The sequence below is a fragment of the Advenella mimigardefordensis DPN7 genome, from assembly GCF_000521505.1.
GTDB lineage: Bacteria > Pseudomonadota > Gammaproteobacteria > Burkholderiales > Burkholderiaceae_B > Advenella > Advenella mimigardefordensis.
This window is the reverse complement of record NZ_CP003915.1, coordinates 4,406,844-4,425,268: the sequence shown is the minus strand read 5'-3', so window position 1 is coordinate 4,425,268 and position 18,425 is coordinate 4,406,844. Positions and strand designations below refer to the sequence as shown.

Genomic DNA, 18,425 nt, shown 5'->3' with positions numbered 1-18,425 from the left:
GCCAGCCAGCCAGCAACCTTAATCCGAATTCAACAAAGAAAAACCATGACTGAAAAATTTGTTCATATCGACGTATCCAACTATGTGGCGCTGGTGACAATGGATCGCAAGCCGGTTAATGCGTTAAGCCGTGAAATGCGTCGCCAACTGGTCGCTGCATTTGATGAAATCTCTGCACGCGATGATGTGCGCTGCGCCGTTCTGACGGCCAGCGGTTCGGTTTTCTGCGCCGGTGCCGATTTGAAAGATCGGCCCGATCAGGATATTCCCGGCGATTTTCTTGAACACAATCGTATTACGCGTGAAACAGGCAATGCCATCCGCGAATGCGCCAAGCCGGTCATTGCTGCGGTGAATGGCGCGGCACTCGGCGCCGGCCTGGGCCTGGCCGCTGCCTGCGATATTTTGTATGCGTCAGAGAACGCAACCTTCGGCATGCCGGAAATCAATGTCGGTCTGGCGGGCGGTGCCTCAATGCTGCGTACGCTTTTTGGCCGCTCAACACTGCGTCGCATGTTCTACACAGGCCAACGCCTGAGTGCTCACGACCTGTTGCGCCGTAATGTCATTGAAGAGGTGCTCAGGCCCGAAGAGCTGCTGCCTGTCACGATGGAGCTGGCGCGCGTGATTGCCTCTAAAGCGCCACTGGCAACCATTTACGCCAAGCGTGCGGCCAATATGGTAGATGTGATGCCACAACGTGATGCGTACCGTTTCGAGCAGGAGTTCACCATGATGCTGGCCAAGACGGAGGACGCACGCGAAGCGCGCATGGCGTTCCTGGAAAAACGCGAACCCAAATTCAAAGGGTGCTGAGCAATGGATACGTTCGTTGTGCCGCAAGCCGGAGCGGGGCTGGATGCCTTTTTTAACGCGCAGGGAATTGCCATTATTGGTGCCTCCGATGACATCACCAAGATCGGCGGTCGTCCCATCCATTTTTTGCTTAAATACGGCTACAAGGGCCAGATCTATCCGGTCAACCCGCGCGGTGGCGAGATTCAGGGCCTGCCGGCCTACGCCTCGATCAGTGAATTGCCCGCTGCTCCCGATATGGCCATTATCGCCGTACCGGCGGCGGCTGCCGTCAAGGCTATGCTGGAATGCGCTGCCATCGGCGTGCGTGGTGTGGTGGTGCTCTCTTCAGGTTTTGCCGAAGCCGGTCCCGATGGCGCCGTGCTACAGGCCGAACTGGTGTCTATTGCCCGCAGGCATGGCATGCGCCTGCTGGGGCCTAACTGTCTGGGTACGATCAGTGTTGCGCAGGGAGTCATTGGCTCTTTTTCTATTATCCTTGAACAAAGCATGCCGCCTGCCGGCCACGTGGGTATTGTTTCGCAATCGGGCAATATCGGTAGCTTTGCTGTGCAGAATATTGCGCGACGGGGGTTGGGTATCAGTCATTTCATCGCTACCGGCAATGAGGCGGATATTGACGTGGCCGACGGCATCGCAGCGCTGGCTGAGGATGCGCAAACCCGCCTGATCCTGTGCTGCATGGAAACCTGCCGCGATGCCGACAGACTAACGCGCGCGCTGGATCTGGCGTGTAAAAAAAATAAGCCAGTGGTCGTGCTCAAAATCGGCTCGACCGAACAGGGGCAGGCTGCAGCGGCCTCCCATACCGGTGCGCTGGCTGGCTCGGATGCGGTTATTGATGCGGTGTTCCGTCGCTATGGCGCCCTGCGTGTCAATGCTATTGAAGAACTGCTCGATGTGGCCCATGCCGCCGCGCTGCTGCTGCCCGCAGGCTTGCCCAAAGGGAACCGCATTACACTGCTGGCCGCCTCGGGCGGTTTTGGCATCATGATGGCCGATGCTACGGTCAAAGCGGGTCTGGCGCTCACCGAACTGGCCCCGCAGACAAAAGAAAAAATCCTGCAGATTCTGCCGCTGGCCGGAACCAATAATCCTGTGGATGCCACTGCGCAGGTATCCGCGCGACCCGATGTTCTGCAGGGCACACTTGCCGCGCTGATGGAAGATACACACACCGACGTGACGCAGATCTTCCTGTCGCTGTCGCTATACAACACGCGTTTGCGCGGCGTGTATATGAAAGCGTTGAAGGACATTCGTTACCGCTATCCCGACCGGCTGCTGGTGGTGACCAGCCAGGGACCTGCCGATGCCGTCCGTGAAATCAATGATCTGGGTATTCCTGTTTTTCCGGGGATTGATGCGACGGCGCGCGGTCTGGCCGCCCTGGTACGCATGGGGCAATTGTCTGCGCTGCCCGAGTCAACATCCTATCGGGGTTTGGTCGAAGCGTTGGACAGCGACGCTTTTCGTAACGAATATACCGCCAAGGAAGCGCTCGCTGCCGCCGGCATTACCGTGCCTCGGGAAGCAGTCGTCACCTCGGCCGACGCGGCGGCGGCACAGGCAACGCTTACCGGTTTCCCGGTGGTGCTCAAGATTGTGTCGCAGGACATCGCCCACAAGACCGAAATAGGTGGCGTATTGCTGAATCTGGCCGATGAGGTCGCCGTTCGCAGCGCATATGAACAGATTATGCAGGCCGCTGCAAAGCACGCGCCAGAAGCTCGGCTGGACGGTGTACTGGTCAGTCCCATGCTCAGCGGCGGGAACGAGCTGATCATGGGGGTTTCCAGAGATCCGGTGTTCGGTCCGGTGGTGATGGTTGGCAGCGGCGGCATCTATGCGGAAATACTGCAAGACGTGGCTGTGCAGGCAGCGCCTGTATCGGAAAAGGAAGCGCTGGCAATGATCCGTTCGCTGAAACTGTTTCCGCTGCTGGATGGCGCACGAGGCCGTAAAAAAGCCGATGTGCTTGCGGCGGCACAGGCGCTGACCAGATTGTCCGAATTTGCCTGCCGCCACGCTGCCGATGTGGCGGAAATCGATATGAACCCGGTGCTGGTCCGGCCCGAAGGTGAGGGGATCGTCGTGCTTGATGCGCTCCTGATTCCTCGTCGTGCCGACAGCACCTCTGAATGACACTCTTTAAGGTCAACCATGGATTTTCACTCCAATCCGATTATTCCCGACCCTGCCACGGCGCCGGATGCCTATCGTACGCACGCCCGTGAATGGTTGAAGAACAATCTTCCGACTTATATGCGTTCGGACAGTCTGGACTACCGTAGCCCCACACTTGCCGAATCCAGCGACTGGGAAGCGGCCATGTACCGTGCCGGCCTGGCAGGGATGACCTGGCCCAAAGCATACGGCGGGCACGGCCTGACCCTGCGCGAACATCTGGCCGTGAACAAGGAAATCGGCGCTCTGCCCATGCCCGAGAGCGTCAGCTCCATTGGCAAGGAGCTGGCCGGCCCCATCATTATGACGGTCGGCACCGAAGTGCAGAAGCAGGCGTTTCTGCCCGCAATACTTGAGATGCGCGAATACTGGTGTCAGGGCTTTTCCGAACCGGATGCCGGCTCCGATCTGGTTCGATTGCGCACCCGCGCGGTACAGGAAGGGGACAGTTGGCGCATCAACGGTCAGAAAATCTGGACCAGTGGTGCGGCCAAAGCGCACTATTGCCTGCTACTGACGCGCACTGGCACGGTCGCCGACAAACATCGCGGCCTTTTGATGTTTGCCGTTCCAATGAATACGCCGGGCATCCGTGTGGTGCCGATCCGTTCCATCGATAATAAAGAATCTTTTGCCGAAGTTTTTTTTGACGATGTGGTTGTGCCCGATAGTGCACGCCTGGGCGCGCCCGATGAAGGCTGGAGTGCCGCCATCCGCGTACTGTCGATTGAGCGCGCGACTAACCGCATGTACCGAGCCTGGCGTTTTGAAGCTGAATTGCGCCAGTTGATTCAGGCGTGCAAGTCAGATGCGCAATTGTCCAGGCGGCTGGAAGAAAGTTACTACCAGCGACGTATTGGTCAGCTTGTTTGCGAAATCGATGCGCTTAAAGGTCTGGTGGAGCGCTCGGTTGAGCAACTGATGAGCGGCGCGGCCATTGGCGCACGCGGGTCACTCACCAAACTGTTCTGGTCTGAATGCCATCAGGCATTTATGGCTTTGGCGCAGGAAATAGTGTCCCAGGTGGGGCCGTCCTCCAGCCCCCTGGCGCAGCGCGCGCGCAAGCACTTTACCACTGCGTATCTGTTTTCACATGCCGAAACCATTTACGCGGGCACCACCGAAGTGCAACTGGACATCATTGCACAACGCATTATGCAATTGCCAAAGGATATCTGATCATGAGTTATCAGGAAGAAAGTCTGCGTCCGGAAGAGTTTGCAGAAGCGGCCGCCGCAGCGGTTGCCGACGTACTCGGACGCGAGCCGCGCGAGGCGGCTGCAGTGCTGGCAGCCTCGGGTTTGCTGGGTGTTTGCGCGCCGCAAGAGCGGGGCGGTCTGGGCCTGAGTCTTGAATTTGGTGTGCCGATATGCGAAGCAGCCGGCAGGCTGCAATTGCATTTCCCCCTGATGGAGCAAATGCTGCTGGCGCGGGCGTTTGCCGATAGTGAAATTGCCGATGCGCTGGTCGCTGGCGACAAAATTGGTGTCATCGCCTGGCAAGGCAGCGTATCGGAAAAGAGCGCGACGCACGCCGCCTTCGCTGATGTCTGCGACTGGATTCTGGTAGCAGACCAGGACGGAGCCAGTTTGCTGGAAGCACAGTCCGTGTCTGTACAGGCCAATGGCGCCATGGACCCTGACTATCCACATTACGACATTACCATTGACGCACCCACCATCAAGGCACGACTATCGTCTCAGGCCTGGCGCGCGTTAATGAATGATGCGCACGTGCTGTACACCGGTTTCATCAATGGCCTGGCCGAACAGGCACTGGCGCGGGCAGCAGAGTACACCGCCACGCGGGTTCAGTTTGGCCGTCCGTTGTCTGCCAAACAAGTGGTACGGCATACCCTGGCCCGCATGAGATTGCTGCATGAATCATCAACCGCAGCACTGCAGCGCGCATTGCGCAATAACGAGTTCAGTCACGTGCGTTCTGCAGAAACGGCTTTTTCAGGAGCCATTAGCAATACCGTTTTCATTATCGAAAAGGCCATTCATCTGCATGGCGGAATGGGCTTTACCTGGGAATTGCCCCTGCATTATGCTCTGCGCGACGTGCGAAAAATCGAAGCTGCCTTCAATCATGGGCACCAGTTGGAAAAGCTGGGCGCGCAGTTCATCGCTGCAGCATAAGACAAATGGCATAAAGCAAACGTCATATGACAAACGAAATAACATAAACGAAATTACGTAAACGAAATTACGTAAACGAAATAAAACAAGCGATCGAAGACAAGAGAAGGAACAGACAGCAATGCAACAGGATATGGCAGGCCGCGTGGCCCTGGTGACCGGCGCGGGTAACGGGATCGGCAAGGAAACAGCAAAACAAATGGCTGCGCGTGGGGCGATTGTGGGTGTGAATGATCTCAAAGAGGAGTTTGTACAAGCCACTGTCCAGGAAATCACGGCTGCCGGGGGCGCTGCGTTTGACGTGGTGCAGAACATGGCGACACGCGACGGCGTGGCAGCAGCCGTGCAGCGGGCGCATCAGTACAAGGGGCGGCTGGATATCATGGTGAACAACGCCGCATGGGTTCGCTATCAAGCCATTCCCGATATCATGCCGGAAACCGTGGATCGCATGGTAGATATCGGATTTAAGTCGATTATCTGGGGGTTGCAGGCAGCAGTTGATGTCATGGATCCGGACGAGGGAGGTGTTATTGTCAATGTCGCTTCGACCGCCGCGTTGCGTTCAGCCATGAATTCCGTCGTTTATTCCGGCATCAAAGCTGGTGTGCTGGGTATCACGCGTGCGGCTGCGGCAGAATTGGGTGCGCGCCATATTCGCGTTAATGCCGTGTGTCCGTCGGCGGTACCGACCGAAGGGACGCAACGCAACCGCAATGCCGAACGTGATGCCAATCGCATTGCCCGTACGCCACTGGGCCGTCTGGGAACTGTCACCGACATTGCCAGGGGCATTTGCTTTCTGGCTAGCGATGAAGCGGGTTTCATCACCGGTCAGGCACTCGTCGTTGATGGCGGTATCACTTTTACCAATATCTGATGGCCAGGCAGGCTATGACTATCTCTACGGTGCTGATTACTGGTGCGGCTTCTGGTATCGGGCGGGCCAGCGCGATGCTGTTCGCCAGCAGAGGCTGGCGCTGCATACTGGTTGATCGCAATGCCACGGCGCTTGCCGAGGTGTTAGGCACGCTATCCTCCTCGGGTAGATCCGAAGGTGTCAATGAAATCACCCATTTGAGCAGAACCGTTGATCTGACGGTGCCTGCAGAAATACAGTCTCTGGCAGACGCCACACTTGTTCTGGATGCGGTTATTAACAATGCCGGCATGTCCGATACCAGCGGGCTGCCCCTGACCGACCAGGATGTGGAGCAACTGGACCGCCTGGTTGCATTAAATCTGCGCGCACCAGCGCTTGTTATCGAGGCGGTGGCTGCGCAACTGCGCCCGGGGGCCCGCATCGTGAATGTGGCCTCGGGTGCCGCCTTGCACGCTATCCCGCTAAGAGGCGCCTATAGCGCGACTAAAGCCGGTCTGCTTGCGCAAACTCAGGCACTGGCCGCTGCCCGGCCCGATCTGTGCGTCACGGTGCTGTGTCCGGGATTTGTACGAACCGAACTGGTGGCTGAACTCATCGACATCGGTCGCCTGCAACCGAAAAATATCGTTGCAAAAATTCCTCTGGGTCGTATGGCAGAACCCAGAGACATGGCCGAAGCCCTTTTTTTCCTGGCCTCAACAGGTGCCGCAGCACTGTCTGGCGAGTGGCTGAGCGTGGATGGCGGATCGGCTATTTTCGGAGGAAGCAAGCCGTTCGCACCTGCTGCGCTGCAGCCCTTGTCATTCGAATGCACCGTCGATTATCAACTTGCCGGAAACCCGTCCGCTGCCTGGGCCGTCGCACTGGGCGGTGCTAACCCGGAAGATGCCAACGTGGCAGACGGTGAGCCGCGTTACCTCGCGACCCTTGATTTTTCCTGCCTGCACGCGCAACACGGTCAGATGCTGCAAACCGTACACAGAGCAGCACGCCGCTACACCAGTCAGAATGGCCCGCACAGCAGCCTTACCCTGTTAATGCCAGCGAACCGCAGCGCTGTTCAGTGGCAGCAGGCGGGTGACATGGCCGCAGCACGCATGCTGATTCACAGCCTGGCGTGCGAACTGGGGCCGCGTGCGATGCGTGTCAATGCAATTGAAATAAATCCAGATGCGCCTGCAGATGCCCTGGTCCCTCTAATGCGATTCGTTAGCGGCGCCCGCATGCAGTTTATGACCGGACAGATCATTCGTGCGCCGGGTGCATGAGCGTGTATCGTCTGCAAACGATACGCTTAGGCTCCCGCGCTTCCTGACCCTTACCGCTAATTCTCAATCATGACCGACATTACACCAGACCAGGAACAGATCAGGGCCTACTTCATTGCCGAGCGCGGATACTGGCGACCCTGGACACAGGCTATCCTGCGTCACAATCCCCTGTTTCTGAAAGGGTATGCAGCCTACGCCGGCTATCCGGCGCGGCATGGTCCCTTGTCAACGCGCATGATCGAACTCATCTATATTGCGCTGGACAGCTCGGCAACGCATCTGTACCCGGCGGGCCTGCGCACGCATATGGACTTCGCCCGACAATGCGGCGTGACGGCCGCCGATGTATTTGACGTCCTGCATATTGTTGCAGGTCAGGGGCTAAGCCATGTGTATGACGCTGTCCGTATTCTTGCCGAAGAGAGCGGTGTTGACGCCGGGCACGTCATGTCTGAAGCGCAGCGCAGTCGCGTGCTGCGTCACTTTTCTGAAGTGCCTGCTTTCATGGAACAGATCGCGCAACTGGATCCGGGTTATCTGGATGTATTGCTGGATTTTCTGGAAGAGGGCGGCAGCAGACTCGCAACGTCGGACGCCGGTCTTACGCCTGCCGAAAGGGTACTGATTGAAGTTGCTCTGGCTGCATGTTTCACGGGCTTCAATGAAACCATGCTACGCATCCGGATTCGCAGCGCACTGCAGATGAACATCAGTCAGGCGGAACTTCTGCAAGCCATACAACTGACGGCGCATCTGTCTATCCATGGCACGGCATTGGGCGCGAATACATTCGAAGAACACATCGAGTGCCAGACTAAGGAGCACAAGCATTCGGACCCGGCATAACACGTGTAAAATTGCGTCTCTGTACACAGACAATGCCGGTTGACATATATCCGGCGCAATTCAATCGAAATATGCACGCAATTGACCCGTCCGCAGATAACCTGTCGTCCAGCCCCGAAGTAACGCGCGTCCTGAAAGCACTCAGCCTGCAGCGCGACGCCCCTTGGCATTTGCCGGGGTATTATCTGGGTATCACCTATGACTCGGTCGATCACCATCGGGCGATGCTGAGCATGGATCTGGAGAGCAATCTGAATGTGCATGGTCAGCCGTTGCCGGTGGCGCTATGTATTCTTGCCGACGTTGCGCTGGCCGCATCGATTCGGGGTGAAGTCGGCTTCGAAACCCGGCTGGCAACCATCAGCGCCAAACTTACTTTTACCGGCCAACACGCCACGCAGCGGCTTGTAGCCAATAGTCGTGGTCGCTTTCAATCGGACGATAACGCCATTGCGATCAGAAACAGCGGTGTCACGATTCTGTCCGGAGAAACGGAAATCTGTTTTGCCGAAGGCAGTTTTGCCGTACTGGAGCGTCCTGCTGATCGACCTGTTCAATCGCAACCTGATCATCATTCCTGGGAGCAAATTGACCTGCTTGCAGTTAACGATCTGTCTGTTCAGGAAAACGACACGTACCAACGTGCCTTGCAGGCCCTGGCGGACCGTGCAAATGACAAAACTCAGCCTGATAAGACGACGTTTACAGAAACCTTCTGGGGCCTGACACCCACCAGCGAAGGCCATGTCGCAACCTGCGAGATCCAGTGTGGCTTGCATATCGGCAATCGAGTGGGTCACGTACAGGGCGGTGTTCTACTTGGCCTGGCAATCAATACCAGCCTGGCCACGGTAAGGGACGGCTGGCGAATGCTGGAAATCAACGCCCTTTTTATTCGCCCGGGTACAGAAGGGGTTCTGACCGCTACCAGCCAGATCGTTAATGCGGGGCGCAATCTGGCCCATGTTTTGTGTGAGATCAGGACAGCAACAGGACGCCTTGTGCTGCAGGCGCAGTCAACGATGATCAGGGAATAGATTTTCCTGGCGCTCACGGTCTCCGGTGTGTTCAGCGCAAAGACGCCACGCGCATCGCGCCTTTCCTTAGGAATCAATCCAGTTGAATATTCAGGTCTTTGATGACCTTGCCCCAGGTTCTGGAATGTTCCTCTATCAGCTCGCCGAATGCTTTGGCGCTCATCGGATGCGACTCGGCGCCCTCGGTACGAAATTTCTCCTGAATCTCGGGTGAAGCGAGTGCTTCATTCACCGCCTTATTGAGCTTTTCCGTTATCGCGTCGGATGTGCCGGCGGGGGCCAGCAAGCCATACCAGGAATAGGCCAGCATTTCAGGCGTTCCCTCTTCACGAAATGTCGGAATAGACGGCGCGGCTTCAGAGCGCTTTTCAGATGTTATCGCAATCGGCTTGAGACGGCCCGCCTGAATATGCGGCAGCGACGTCGTGATCGCATCAAAGAACAAATCAACATGCCCGGCCACCAGATCCGACAAGGCAGGTGAGGCGCCTTTATACGGTACGTCCAGTATCTCTGCACCCGTCGCGCCGCGCAGCATGGACAGCACCAGATGCGTTGAGGAACCATTGCCCAGCGTCGCTGCAGACAGCTTGCCCGGCTCCTTTTTGGCCAGCTCGATCAGTTCGCGCACATTATTGGCAGGAACGGATGGATTGGCAACCAGCACAAATGGCGTCAGGCCGGTGAGTGCAACCGGCTTGAAGTCCGAAATTTTATACGGCAGCTTTGAGAACAGGTGTGGATTAGAGGACAGCGTGGTAGTCACCGCCATTAATAATGTATAGCCATCGGGTTTGGCGCGTGCTACCGCTTCGGCGCCGATAATCGTTCCCGCGCCTGGTTTATTTTCAACGACGACAGGCTGCGAAAACTTGTCAGAGAGTTGTTTCGACATCTGACGCGCCAGGATATCGGTAAAACCGCCGGGAGAATAGGGCACCACAATTTTTATCGGTCTGTCCGGATACGAATCTGCTGCCTGCACGTGGGACGTGCCTGTGCCAAGGGCGAATATAGCGGCACCGATCAGCATGGTGCGTTCGAAGAAAGTCATATACAGTTTGTCTCCGTTGTTATGTCTACTTTTATTTTGGTAGTTACCCACATCGTTTTATACACTGTCAATGGCAGGTCGGTAAGAGGCGGGTGTGCAGAACAAAACTGCACATTCAGGGGCAATCGCGTTTGCCCAAAGGCTCGGAGTATTGTCTGCCATCCTGTTGGTTGTGTTTTGCATGATCGCGCGCTAGTCGCCAGCAGCCCCGCAGGCTAAGATAACGGCACCGTCGTGTTTGGCGGCGCCAATTCACATCGTGGCAATGCAGTGTAGCGGTGGGTAGAGGTGTGCTTAGACGGCGATGCTGATGCTGCATGACAAATGACATACATCAATACAAATGCAATAGGGAAGGATGACAATGAAAGATAGCTGGTTGGCATTGACAGGGCGTGTGGTGGCCGTAACCGGGGCAAATGGCGGCATTGGTCGCGCGACAGTGCAGGCGTTGCTGGAAAACGGTGCTCATGTTGCCATGCTGGATCGTCAGGCGCTGTCGCAGGACGAGCTGGCCGCATTGCGTGAGCAAACCAAGGGTGAATGCCTTTCTCTGGCCTGCGATGTAGCCCAGGATGAGCAGGTCCTGGCAGCCGTTGAGTCAGTCAATCGCCATTTTGGCGAATGTCATGGGCTGATCAACAACGCTGCAGTCTCCATACAGGGGCATCTGGATTCGCTGAGTGTGAGCGACTGGAGTCGTCAGATCGATATTAATGTCACCGGCTATCTGCGGTGTGCCCGGGCTTTCGGCAAAGGGATGCAGTTGCGGGGAGCAGGATCCATCGTGAATGTCGCCTCGATTGCCGGATCAAATCCGCAGCCATACAGTGGCGCCTACAGCACCACCAAGGCCGCGATTCTGATGTTGTCACGGCAACTCGCGTTCGAGTGGGGGCAGCAGGGCGTGCGCAGCAACGCGATCAGCCCCGGCCTGATTCGTACTCCGCTGAGCGAGCCGTATTATGCCGATCCTCAAATGCGGGAGAAAAGGGAAAACGCAGTGCCCTTGCGTCGCATCGGAAGGCCGGAAGATATTGCAAATGTGGCTACTTTTCTGGTGAGCGATCGCTCGTCGTATGTTAACGGTGCCGAGATTGTTGTGGACGGTGCGTTCACTCAATCACTCATGAGTCATATTCCCCGCCCACGACGTACATAAACGAGGTGGCCTGTGTTGCAAGGCGGGCAGTGCCCTTCTCGGGGTGCTGCCCTGACAACACCGGTAAGTAATGGGTATTAACGCAGCGCCTCTTCGTAACGACGCGCTACTTCCGCCCAGTTCACTACCTTGTAGAAGGCCGCGATATATTCCGGACGGCGGTTCTGATACTTCAGATAATAAGCGTGCTCCCACACGTCCAGGCCCAGCACGGGCGTATTGCCGGTCATCAGCGGGCTATCCTGATTGGCGGTACTTTCAACCACGAGTGTGTTTTGCGGCGTGACGCTCAGCCAGGCCCAGCCACTGCCAAAGCGTGAAATCGCTGCCTTGGTAAACGCTTCCTGAAATTTTTCCAGACCACCCAAATCGGCATCAATGGCTGTGGCCAGTTTGCCATCCGGTACGCCGCCACCGTCCGGTGACATCACTTGCCAGAACAGGCTGTGATTGGCGTGGCCGCCGCCGTTATTGCGCACGGCTCCGCGCACGGATTCAGGCAGGGCATCAATATTGGCAATCAACTCCTCTACCGGCGGCATCGGCAGTTTCTCTGCTTCCAGCGCAGCATTCAGATTATTGATATAGGTCTGATGGTGTTTGCTGTAGTGAATCTCCATTGTCTGCGCATCGATATTGGGTTCGAGGGCATCGTATGCGTAAGGCAAAGAGGGTAGGGTATAAGACATGAACAGCTCCTGATAAGTGGCAAGGATCAATGGTGCGGAACCGGGTGTCTGCCTCGCGCATGTCATGCGTGATTGCGATTCCGGAAAAAATCAATGAGCGAAAACACAGGCGCCTTATTGAACGGGCACGTTGCGCGTCATACCGGCTGCTCCCTGGTTTGCCACGATTCTGGCTTCGTGGTCATGGGGGTGCAGGCTCAGAAATCGGATAAGTTCTGCATAGGTGCGCCTGCTGTGATTCAGTGCGGCACTTTGCCATGCTTCGGAAAGGGTTACATCGTTCATGGCGGTGCACAGGGTTTCATGCGGTAAACACAAATGCAATCGCTGCAGTGCATCGCTGCCAAGGCGTTCATAGGTATCGGCCAGATTATGGTGAGCAATGACAAAGGCTGCCACGGCTGCCTCTGCATCCTGGGCATTACCGAATGATTCGGTCGCCATCGTCAAAGCAAGATCGTAGTGCCTGAGCGCCGTCCTGTATTTACCCTGGCTATACGCTTCGTTGCCATCGGTGGTGGCCTGGCGCCAGCGTAGCAGATGGTCGGCTGTATTCTGAGGCACGGTCGTGTTCAATATTTCATTCAGCATAGAACCTCTGGCATTCAGGCAAATTAATAATGTATTGTTTATGCAAATAGTAATGATTTTTATTATATATCGCAACCGTGATACGGGCATGGGTATATATGATTTTATTATTAATACAATAAATCAGAGGGTTAGGTGTAATTTCCCTGTTTAATCCGCCTTGCCGACAGGGCTTGATGTTGAAGAATCCAGATGGTTTTCAGTAATAACGTGAAATCGTCGATCATGCAGAGGCTTGACAGTTTATTATCTAAGATATATCGTACGATATGTTTTAAGATAATATTTTTCAAATGATATAAAGAGACCCACAAATGAAAGCTGACAAACATCATCATCACCATCACCACCGCGGCGGGCGCGGCCATCGCCGTCACGACGATCAATTTACCCGTGGCCGCAAATTCTCCTCCGAAGATCTTCAGCTTATGCTGCTTGCGCTGCTGGAAATCCAACCCAGTCATGGCTATGAGCTGGTCAAGGAACTGGATACGCGTTCGGGCGGATACTGGAAACCCAGCCCCGGTATGGTGTATCCGGCGTTAACCTACATTCACGAAATTGGCTACGCCTCTGTGTCGGTGCACAGTAATAAAAAGTCTTATGTACTCCTTCCTGAAGGGCAGGAATATCTGAATGAGCATCGCGAGCAGGCCGACGAGCTGCTGGCCATGCTGGTGCACCTCGCCAACAAAATGAAGTATATACAGGGCGCCATGGCTGCCGATAGCGATGCGCCCGATCAATCGGGCTGGTTGCCTGAATTTCTGGCCGCTCGTTTGGCACTCAAACGGGCATTGCTGCTCAAGAGCGCGGCAGACGTATCGGAACAGAAGCGCATCATAGCCATTCTGAATGCCGCCATCGAACAGATCAGACAGGTCTGATCAGCCAGATGCTGCCCGCTGACCCCCACAATTGACTGACAATCACAATTGAATTTCTTAAATCTATCTAATATGCCAAATACCAAACCTACTGAATTAACTGCACAACGCGTACGTCATCCGCTCAAAGCCCGCCTGTTGCAGGTTAGGCAGATCACACAACTGACACCGCGCATGGTCCGGGTCACTTTTCACGGTCCTGACCTCGGAGACTTCATCTCCGCCTCATTCGACGATCATATGAAACTGTTTTTCCCGGCAGACGGCCAGCCGGTTGTTCCCGAAAATACGCCCGAAGGGCCACGTTTTCCCGAAGGCGCGCAAAGGCCGCCCGCACGCGACTACACGCCCCGGAACATACGTGCCGCGGATGAAGAATTGGATATAGACTTTGTCCTGCATGGTGAAGGGCCCGCCTCCACCTGGGTCGCCGGCGCGCAAGTGGGCGACTCCCTGGTCGTGGCCGGACCGCGTGGCTCCTTTGTGATTCCTGATGGTTTTGACTGGCAGTTGCTGATCGGCGATGAAACCGCATTGCCCGCGATTGGCCGACGTCTTGAAGAATTGCCCAAAGGAACCAAAGTACACGTTATTGCGCTTGTGGCTGACGTGGCTGAACAGCAGGCATTTCAGACAGAAGCCGATGCGCAAATTAACTGGTTGCAGGCGGGCGAAACCAACACACAACCCCTGGTTGATGCGGTGCGTGCCTTTACTCTGCCGGAAGGCGAAGGTTATATCTGGGGCGGCGGCGAAGCGGCACAGATGCGTGCCATTACCCAGCATCTGCTGGAAGAAAGAGGTATAGACAAATCAAGGGTGCGCGTCAGCAACTACTGGAAGAAGGATGCGGCGCAGGAGTAAGAAGTGACAGAAGCGGAGGCCTACATTAAAACTGCCTTTAGAACATCCGGTATTTTTGCAGCGGCGGGCCATAGCGCTCACCGAACTCGTTAGAACGTTCAATGGCCTCTTTGTTGTCTTTCAGCCAGGATTCTGTGCACTTGCCTGTAATGGCTCGGGGTGGCGAGATTAGAGAATCACGCAAAAATTTTATGTGTGGCGCTCTGGACGTATTTCGAGGCTTGTTTGAAGCAGGCATCAACGGGCTCCATTTCGTAACCCGTTCTAATGCCGCATATGCGCAGCATGATCAATTTTGACTATGTGCCTTCCGGCCTTGCAGCCGCTAACGCGCAAATCGTTTTGACCCCGCCACGCAAAGAATCACCGCCACCGTCACGCCTACCATCAGCACGCTCACAGGTTCATGCAGCAGACCTGCCGCCAGGGCCAGTCCGAAAAAGGGCTGCAGCAACTGCAACTGTCCCACCGCAGCAATGCCGCCCTGGGCCAGCCCGCGATACCAGAACACAAACCCGATCAGCATGCTGAAAAGCGAAACATAGGCCAGTCCCATCCATGCGGGCTGGCTGATGGAGTCGAACGATGCAGGCATGGTCAGCAGCGACAGGATCAGCATAAAGGGCAACGATAGCAACAGCGCCCAGCAAATCACCTGCCAGCCCCCCAGCTTGCGCGACAACGTCGCCCCTTCCGCATACCCCAGGCCGCACACCAATACGGCAGCCAGCATCAGCAGATCACCGGCCAGCGAAGCGCTAAGATCCTGGGACAGCGCGAAGCCGGCCACCAGCAGGCTGCCTGTGACCGAAAACAGCCAGAAGATCGGACGTGGGCGTTCACCGCCGCGCAACACGCCGAACAGCGCGGTGGCAAGCGGCAGCAGGCCAATAAATACAATCGAATGGGCCGAGGTCACATGCTGCAGCGCGAGCGCGGTCAATAGAGGGAAGCCGACTACGACCCCCAGCGCGACAATGATCAGCGGCGGCAGTTGTGCACGCGTCGGACGTTTCTGTCGGGTTAGCAGCAACAGCACCAGGGCCAGCAAGCCTGCGATCGCAGCGCGCGCCACCGTCAGAAATACCGGGTCAAACTCCATCACGGCCACGCGCGTTGCCGGCAGCGAGCCGCTGAAAATCAGTACGCCCAGAAAACCGTTGAACCAGCCGGCAGACCCACCGGTCCGCCCCTTTTCCTGTTCCATTCATCCACCCGATTGATCACGTTATATGCATCACATCTGCAATTGCACTTGTCATGCACCACTGTTATGCCATGCGCTATCTTAGAATCTATAATCATGACAATCAATTTATTGTCATGGATACAAATTCATATGTCTCGCCTGCGATACAAAACACTGGTTGATCAGCTTGCTCAGGACATCCGCAGCGGACGTCTGGCGCCCGGCACACGGCTCCCCACGCATCGTAAACTGGCGGCGCGTGAGCACCTGTCCCTCGTTACGGCGACGCGCGTGTATGCCGAACTGCAGGCCATGGGACTCGTCAGCGGTGAAACGGGTCGGGGCACGTTTGTGCGCGAAATTGCGTTGCCATCGGGGCATGGCATTGATCAGCATGTAGTGGCAGCCGATATGATTGATCTCAATTTCAATTACCCATCTTTGCCGGGACAGACCGAGATGCTGCGCAACGCTCTGCGTCAATTGGCTACATCCGGCGATCTGGCTGCGTTATTACGCTATGCACCGCACGGCGGGCGGATGCACGAGCGTGAAGTGATGGCGCAGTATCTGGACAGCCAGGGACTGACGGTCGACGCCGCTCAGGTTCTGATTGTGAATGGCGCGCAGGACGGGCTGTCCATGACCCTGATGGCGAACCTGAAGCCCGGTGATGTGGTGGCTGTGGATGCGCTCACCTATCCCGGCTTCCGTGTGCTGGCCGACGTGCTGCACCTGGAGCTGCTTGCGATCCCTGCAGCAGGCCAGGGGCCCGATATCACTGCACTGGAAAAACTCTGCCGCTCGCGCCGCGTCCGGGCGGTGTACACCATGCCCACTATGCATAATCCGCTGGGCTGGGTGATGAGTGAAGCGTGTCGCAGGCAACTGATTGCCGTTGCGCGTGAACACCGGTTGCTGATTATTGAAGACGCCGCCTACGCCTATCTGGTAGAGGATGCGCCCGTACCGATTGCACAGCTGGCACCCGATATCACCATCTACATCACCGGCTTTGCGAAAAACGTGGCGGCCGGCCTGCGCCTAGGGCTGATCGCCGCACCGCCTGCCCATGTGCCGTTGCTTGAGCGCGCCATACGGGCCACAACATGGAGCACGCCAGGCGTCATGAGTGCAATTGCAACTGAATGGATCCGCGACGGTACTGTATTGCAACTGGAATATCAAAAGCGCGAGGATGCCCGGTTGCGCCAGTCCATGGCTCGGGAGATTTTGTCTGAGATTGCGTGCGTTGGTCATCCGGCATCCTATTTTCTATGGATTCCACTGGGTGAGGATGCGCGGGCCGATCAGATTGTGATGGCGCTCATGCGAGAGCAGATATCCGTCTCTACGGCCGAGCCGTTTGCCACCACCACGCATGTGCCGCATGCCATTCGCATTGCGCTGGGCTCTGTTGCGCCGGACGTGCTGGCAGCGGCATTGAAGCGGGTCAGGGAATATGTGATGACACTGGGTTGACGGCCACGCTGCTCCATCAATCTGCCCGGGACTTAAGTTTTACTTATAGAGTCCATTATTTCAGCTGTAGTCGTGGGTACGCACTTCTGTAATACTGTCCGAACCTTAAGACAGAAACCCGGATACAGTTATGACAAAAAAGTATTACCCCGCAAGCGATGCGTTTGCCGCACTTTCTCCGCCGGTCTGGCGGGCCTCCACTGTGGTATTCGACAGCGTAGAGTCTTTCATCAATCGAAAATCGCGTCAGCCAGATGGGTACAGTTACGGCATCACCGGCACGCCTACCGCGCGTCTGCTGGAACAGGAAATTGCCCGTCTGGAGGGGGGTAAGCATTGCGCGGTCACTCCATCCGGACAAGCTGCGTTATGTCTGGCAGTGATGGCATTCGTGCAGGGTGGCGATCACCTGCTTATTTCCGCCGCCAGCTATGGTGCGCTGAAAACCTACGCTGATAAATGGCTGGCTCGTTTGGGCGTCGAAGTGGAATATTATCCTGCCGATATCTCAGGTGAAATAGCAGACTATATTCGTCCAAATACAAGAATGATTTGTCTTGAGGCACCGGGTACCGTCACTATGGAAATGGCGGACATCCCCGCAATCGCGGCGATAGCGGCCACGCATGGTGTGATGACAATGGTAGACAACACCTGGGCCTCGCCCCTGGGCTTTCGTCCGCTTGAGCACGGCATTGATCTGTGCGTGGAAGCGGCGACGAAGTTTTTCGGCGGTCATTCCGATCTGCTGCTGGGTGCAGTGAGCACAAATAATCTCGAGTACTTTTCGCAGTTGCGGGAAACGCAAAGCATTATGGGTTTACAGACGAGTCCCGAAGATTGTTTCCTGGTGCTGCGCGGACTGGAAACCTTCGAATTACGTTATCGTCGTCAAAGCGAAAATGCACTGGTCATTGCCTCCTGGCTGCAGCAACAGCCTGACATTCGAGAGATATTGTTCCCTTGTTTACCGGGGGATCCGGGGCACGAAGTATGGAAGCGCAACTTCAATACGGGTGGATGCCTGTTTTCCTTCATGTTGAAGCAGGACAATGACTCGGCCTACTCGGCTTTCTTTCGCGCACTGAAGCACCTGCCGTTGGGTGCAAGCTGGGGCGGAGTACACAGCCTGATCGCATTTTATCCGGCGCAAATGCAGCGGGACCGCATTTTCCCTCGCACGGACAGGGCCATCATCAGGCTATCGGCAGGGCTTGAAGATCCCGCGCTGGTCATTGAGGACCTGCAGACAGCATTGCATGCCTATAGCGAGGCCCTGCGCTGAACGCCAACGCGAAAAGTCAATGCGCGACATTGCAGTATCGA

The 18,425-nt window shown here is 56.2% G+C and carries 18 protein-coding genes; 13 read left to right on the top strand and 5 right to left on the bottom strand.

Annotated elements, in window-relative coordinates:
* Window positions 1-45: 45 nt before the first annotated feature.
* The 8 genes from MIM_RS20285 (at window position 46) to MIM_RS20250 (ending at window position 9,181) form a co-directional block, all read left to right on the top strand.
* Window positions 46-816, top strand: coding sequence for an enoyl-CoA hydratase/isomerase family protein (locus MIM_RS20285; protein ID WP_025374596.1), 771 nt, complete (start codon window positions 46-48; stop codon window positions 814-816).
* A gap of 3 nt (window positions 817-819) precedes the next feature.
* Window positions 820-2,961, top strand: coding sequence for an acetate--CoA ligase family protein (locus MIM_RS20280; RefSeq protein WP_025374595.1), 2,142 nt, complete (start codon window positions 820-822; stop codon window positions 2,959-2,961).
* A gap of 18 nt (window positions 2,962-2,979) precedes the next feature.
* A complete protein-coding gene (locus MIM_RS20275) occupies window positions 2,980-4,182 on the top strand; it encodes an acyl-CoA dehydrogenase family protein (RefSeq protein ID WP_025374594.1) in 1,203 nt (400 codons plus the stop codon).
* Between the two features lie 2 nt (window positions 4,183-4,184).
* Entirely contained in the window at window positions 4,185-5,144 is a 960-nt protein-coding gene (locus MIM_RS20270) for an acyl-CoA dehydrogenase family protein (protein WP_025374593.1), read from the top strand.
* A 121-nt stretch (window positions 5,145-5,265) separates the two neighbouring features.
* Window positions 5,266-6,024, top strand: coding sequence for an SDR family NAD(P)-dependent oxidoreductase (locus MIM_RS20265; RefSeq protein ID WP_025374592.1), 759 nt, complete (start codon window positions 5,266-5,268; stop codon window positions 6,022-6,024).
* A gap of 14 nt (window positions 6,025-6,038) precedes the next feature.
* Complete coding sequence (locus tag MIM_RS20260) at window positions 6,039-7,295, top strand: SDR family NAD(P)-dependent oxidoreductase (protein WP_245592785.1); 1,257 nt, start codon at window positions 6,039-6,041, stop codon at window positions 7,293-7,295.
* Window positions 7,296-7,364: 69 nt separating this feature from the next.
* Window positions 7,365-8,144: a carboxymuconolactone decarboxylase family protein gene (locus tag MIM_RS20255; protein WP_025374590.1), complete on the top strand. Its 780-nt coding sequence runs from the start codon at window positions 7,365-7,367 to the stop codon at window positions 8,142-8,144.
* A 71-nt stretch (window positions 8,145-8,215) separates the two neighbouring features.
* Window positions 8,216-9,181, top strand: coding sequence for a hotdog domain-containing protein (locus MIM_RS20250; protein WP_158318761.1), 966 nt, complete (start codon window positions 8,216-8,218; stop codon window positions 9,179-9,181).
* A 73-nt stretch (window positions 9,182-9,254) separates the two neighbouring features.
* Here MIM_RS20250 and MIM_RS20245 read toward each other — a convergent pair whose 3' ends face one another.
* Complete coding sequence (locus tag MIM_RS20245) at window positions 9,255-10,235, bottom strand: Bug family tripartite tricarboxylate transporter substrate binding protein (protein ID WP_025374588.1); 981 nt, start codon at window positions 10,233-10,235, stop codon at window positions 9,255-9,257.
* Between the two features lie 364 nt (window positions 10,236-10,599).
* Between MIM_RS20245 and MIM_RS20240 the strand changes: the two genes are divergently transcribed.
* Window positions 10,600-11,397, top strand: coding sequence for an SDR family NAD(P)-dependent oxidoreductase (locus tag MIM_RS20240; RefSeq protein ID WP_025374587.1), 798 nt, complete (start codon window positions 10,600-10,602; stop codon window positions 11,395-11,397).
* Between the two features lie 77 nt (window positions 11,398-11,474).
* Here the strand turns inward: MIM_RS20240 and MIM_RS20235 are convergent, their stop codons facing one another.
* Both MIM_RS20235 and MIM_RS20230 read right to left on the bottom strand, forming a co-directional pair.
* Window positions 11,475-12,086, bottom strand: coding sequence for a superoxide dismutase (locus tag MIM_RS20235; protein ID WP_025374586.1), 612 nt, complete (start codon window positions 12,084-12,086; stop codon window positions 11,475-11,477).
* A gap of 114 nt (window positions 12,087-12,200) precedes the next feature.
* A complete protein-coding gene (locus tag MIM_RS20230; protein WP_245592784.1) occupies window positions 12,201-12,650 on the bottom strand; it encodes a hypothetical protein in 450 nt (149 codons plus the stop codon).
* A 341-nt stretch (window positions 12,651-12,991) separates the two neighbouring features.
* Here MIM_RS20230 and MIM_RS20225 point away from each other — a divergent pair, with 341 nt between their 5' ends.
* Window positions 12,992-13,564, top strand: a complete 573-nt coding sequence (locus tag MIM_RS20225; RefSeq protein ID WP_025374584.1) for a PadR family transcriptional regulator — start codon at window positions 12,992-12,994, stop codon at window positions 13,562-13,564.
* 72 nt (window positions 13,565-13,636) lie between these two features.
* Window positions 13,637-14,428: a siderophore-interacting protein gene (locus MIM_RS20220; protein ID WP_025374583.1), complete on the top strand. Its 792-nt coding sequence runs from the start codon at window positions 13,637-13,639 to the stop codon at window positions 14,426-14,428.
* Between the two features lie 37 nt (window positions 14,429-14,465).
* Here MIM_RS20220 and MIM_RS22730 read toward each other — a convergent pair whose 3' ends face one another.
* Both MIM_RS22730 and MIM_RS20215 read right to left on the bottom strand, forming a co-directional pair.
* Complete coding sequence (locus MIM_RS22730; RefSeq protein ID WP_084459052.1) at window positions 14,466-14,666, bottom strand: type II toxin-antitoxin system CcdA family antitoxin; 201 nt, start codon at window positions 14,664-14,666, stop codon at window positions 14,466-14,468.
* 87 nt (window positions 14,667-14,753) lie between these two features.
* Window positions 14,754-15,635, bottom strand: coding sequence for a DMT family transporter (locus tag MIM_RS20215; RefSeq protein WP_025374582.1), 882 nt, complete (start codon window positions 15,633-15,635; stop codon window positions 14,754-14,756).
* A gap of 132 nt (window positions 15,636-15,767) precedes the next feature.
* On the opposite strand from MIM_RS20215, the gene MIM_RS20210 reads away from it, so the two are divergent.
* Both MIM_RS20210 and MIM_RS20205 read left to right on the top strand, forming a co-directional pair.
* Entirely contained in the window at window positions 15,768-17,099 is a 1,332-nt protein-coding gene (locus MIM_RS20210) for an aminotransferase-like domain-containing protein (RefSeq protein ID WP_025374581.1), read from the top strand.
* Window positions 17,100-17,229: 130 nt separating this feature from the next.
* On the top strand, window positions 17,230-18,384 hold the full coding sequence (locus MIM_RS20205) for a trans-sulfuration enzyme family protein (RefSeq protein ID WP_025374580.1): 1,155 nt from the start codon (window positions 17,230-17,232) through the stop codon (window positions 18,382-18,384).
* The last annotated feature ends 41 nt before the right edge of the window (window positions 18,385-18,425 follow it).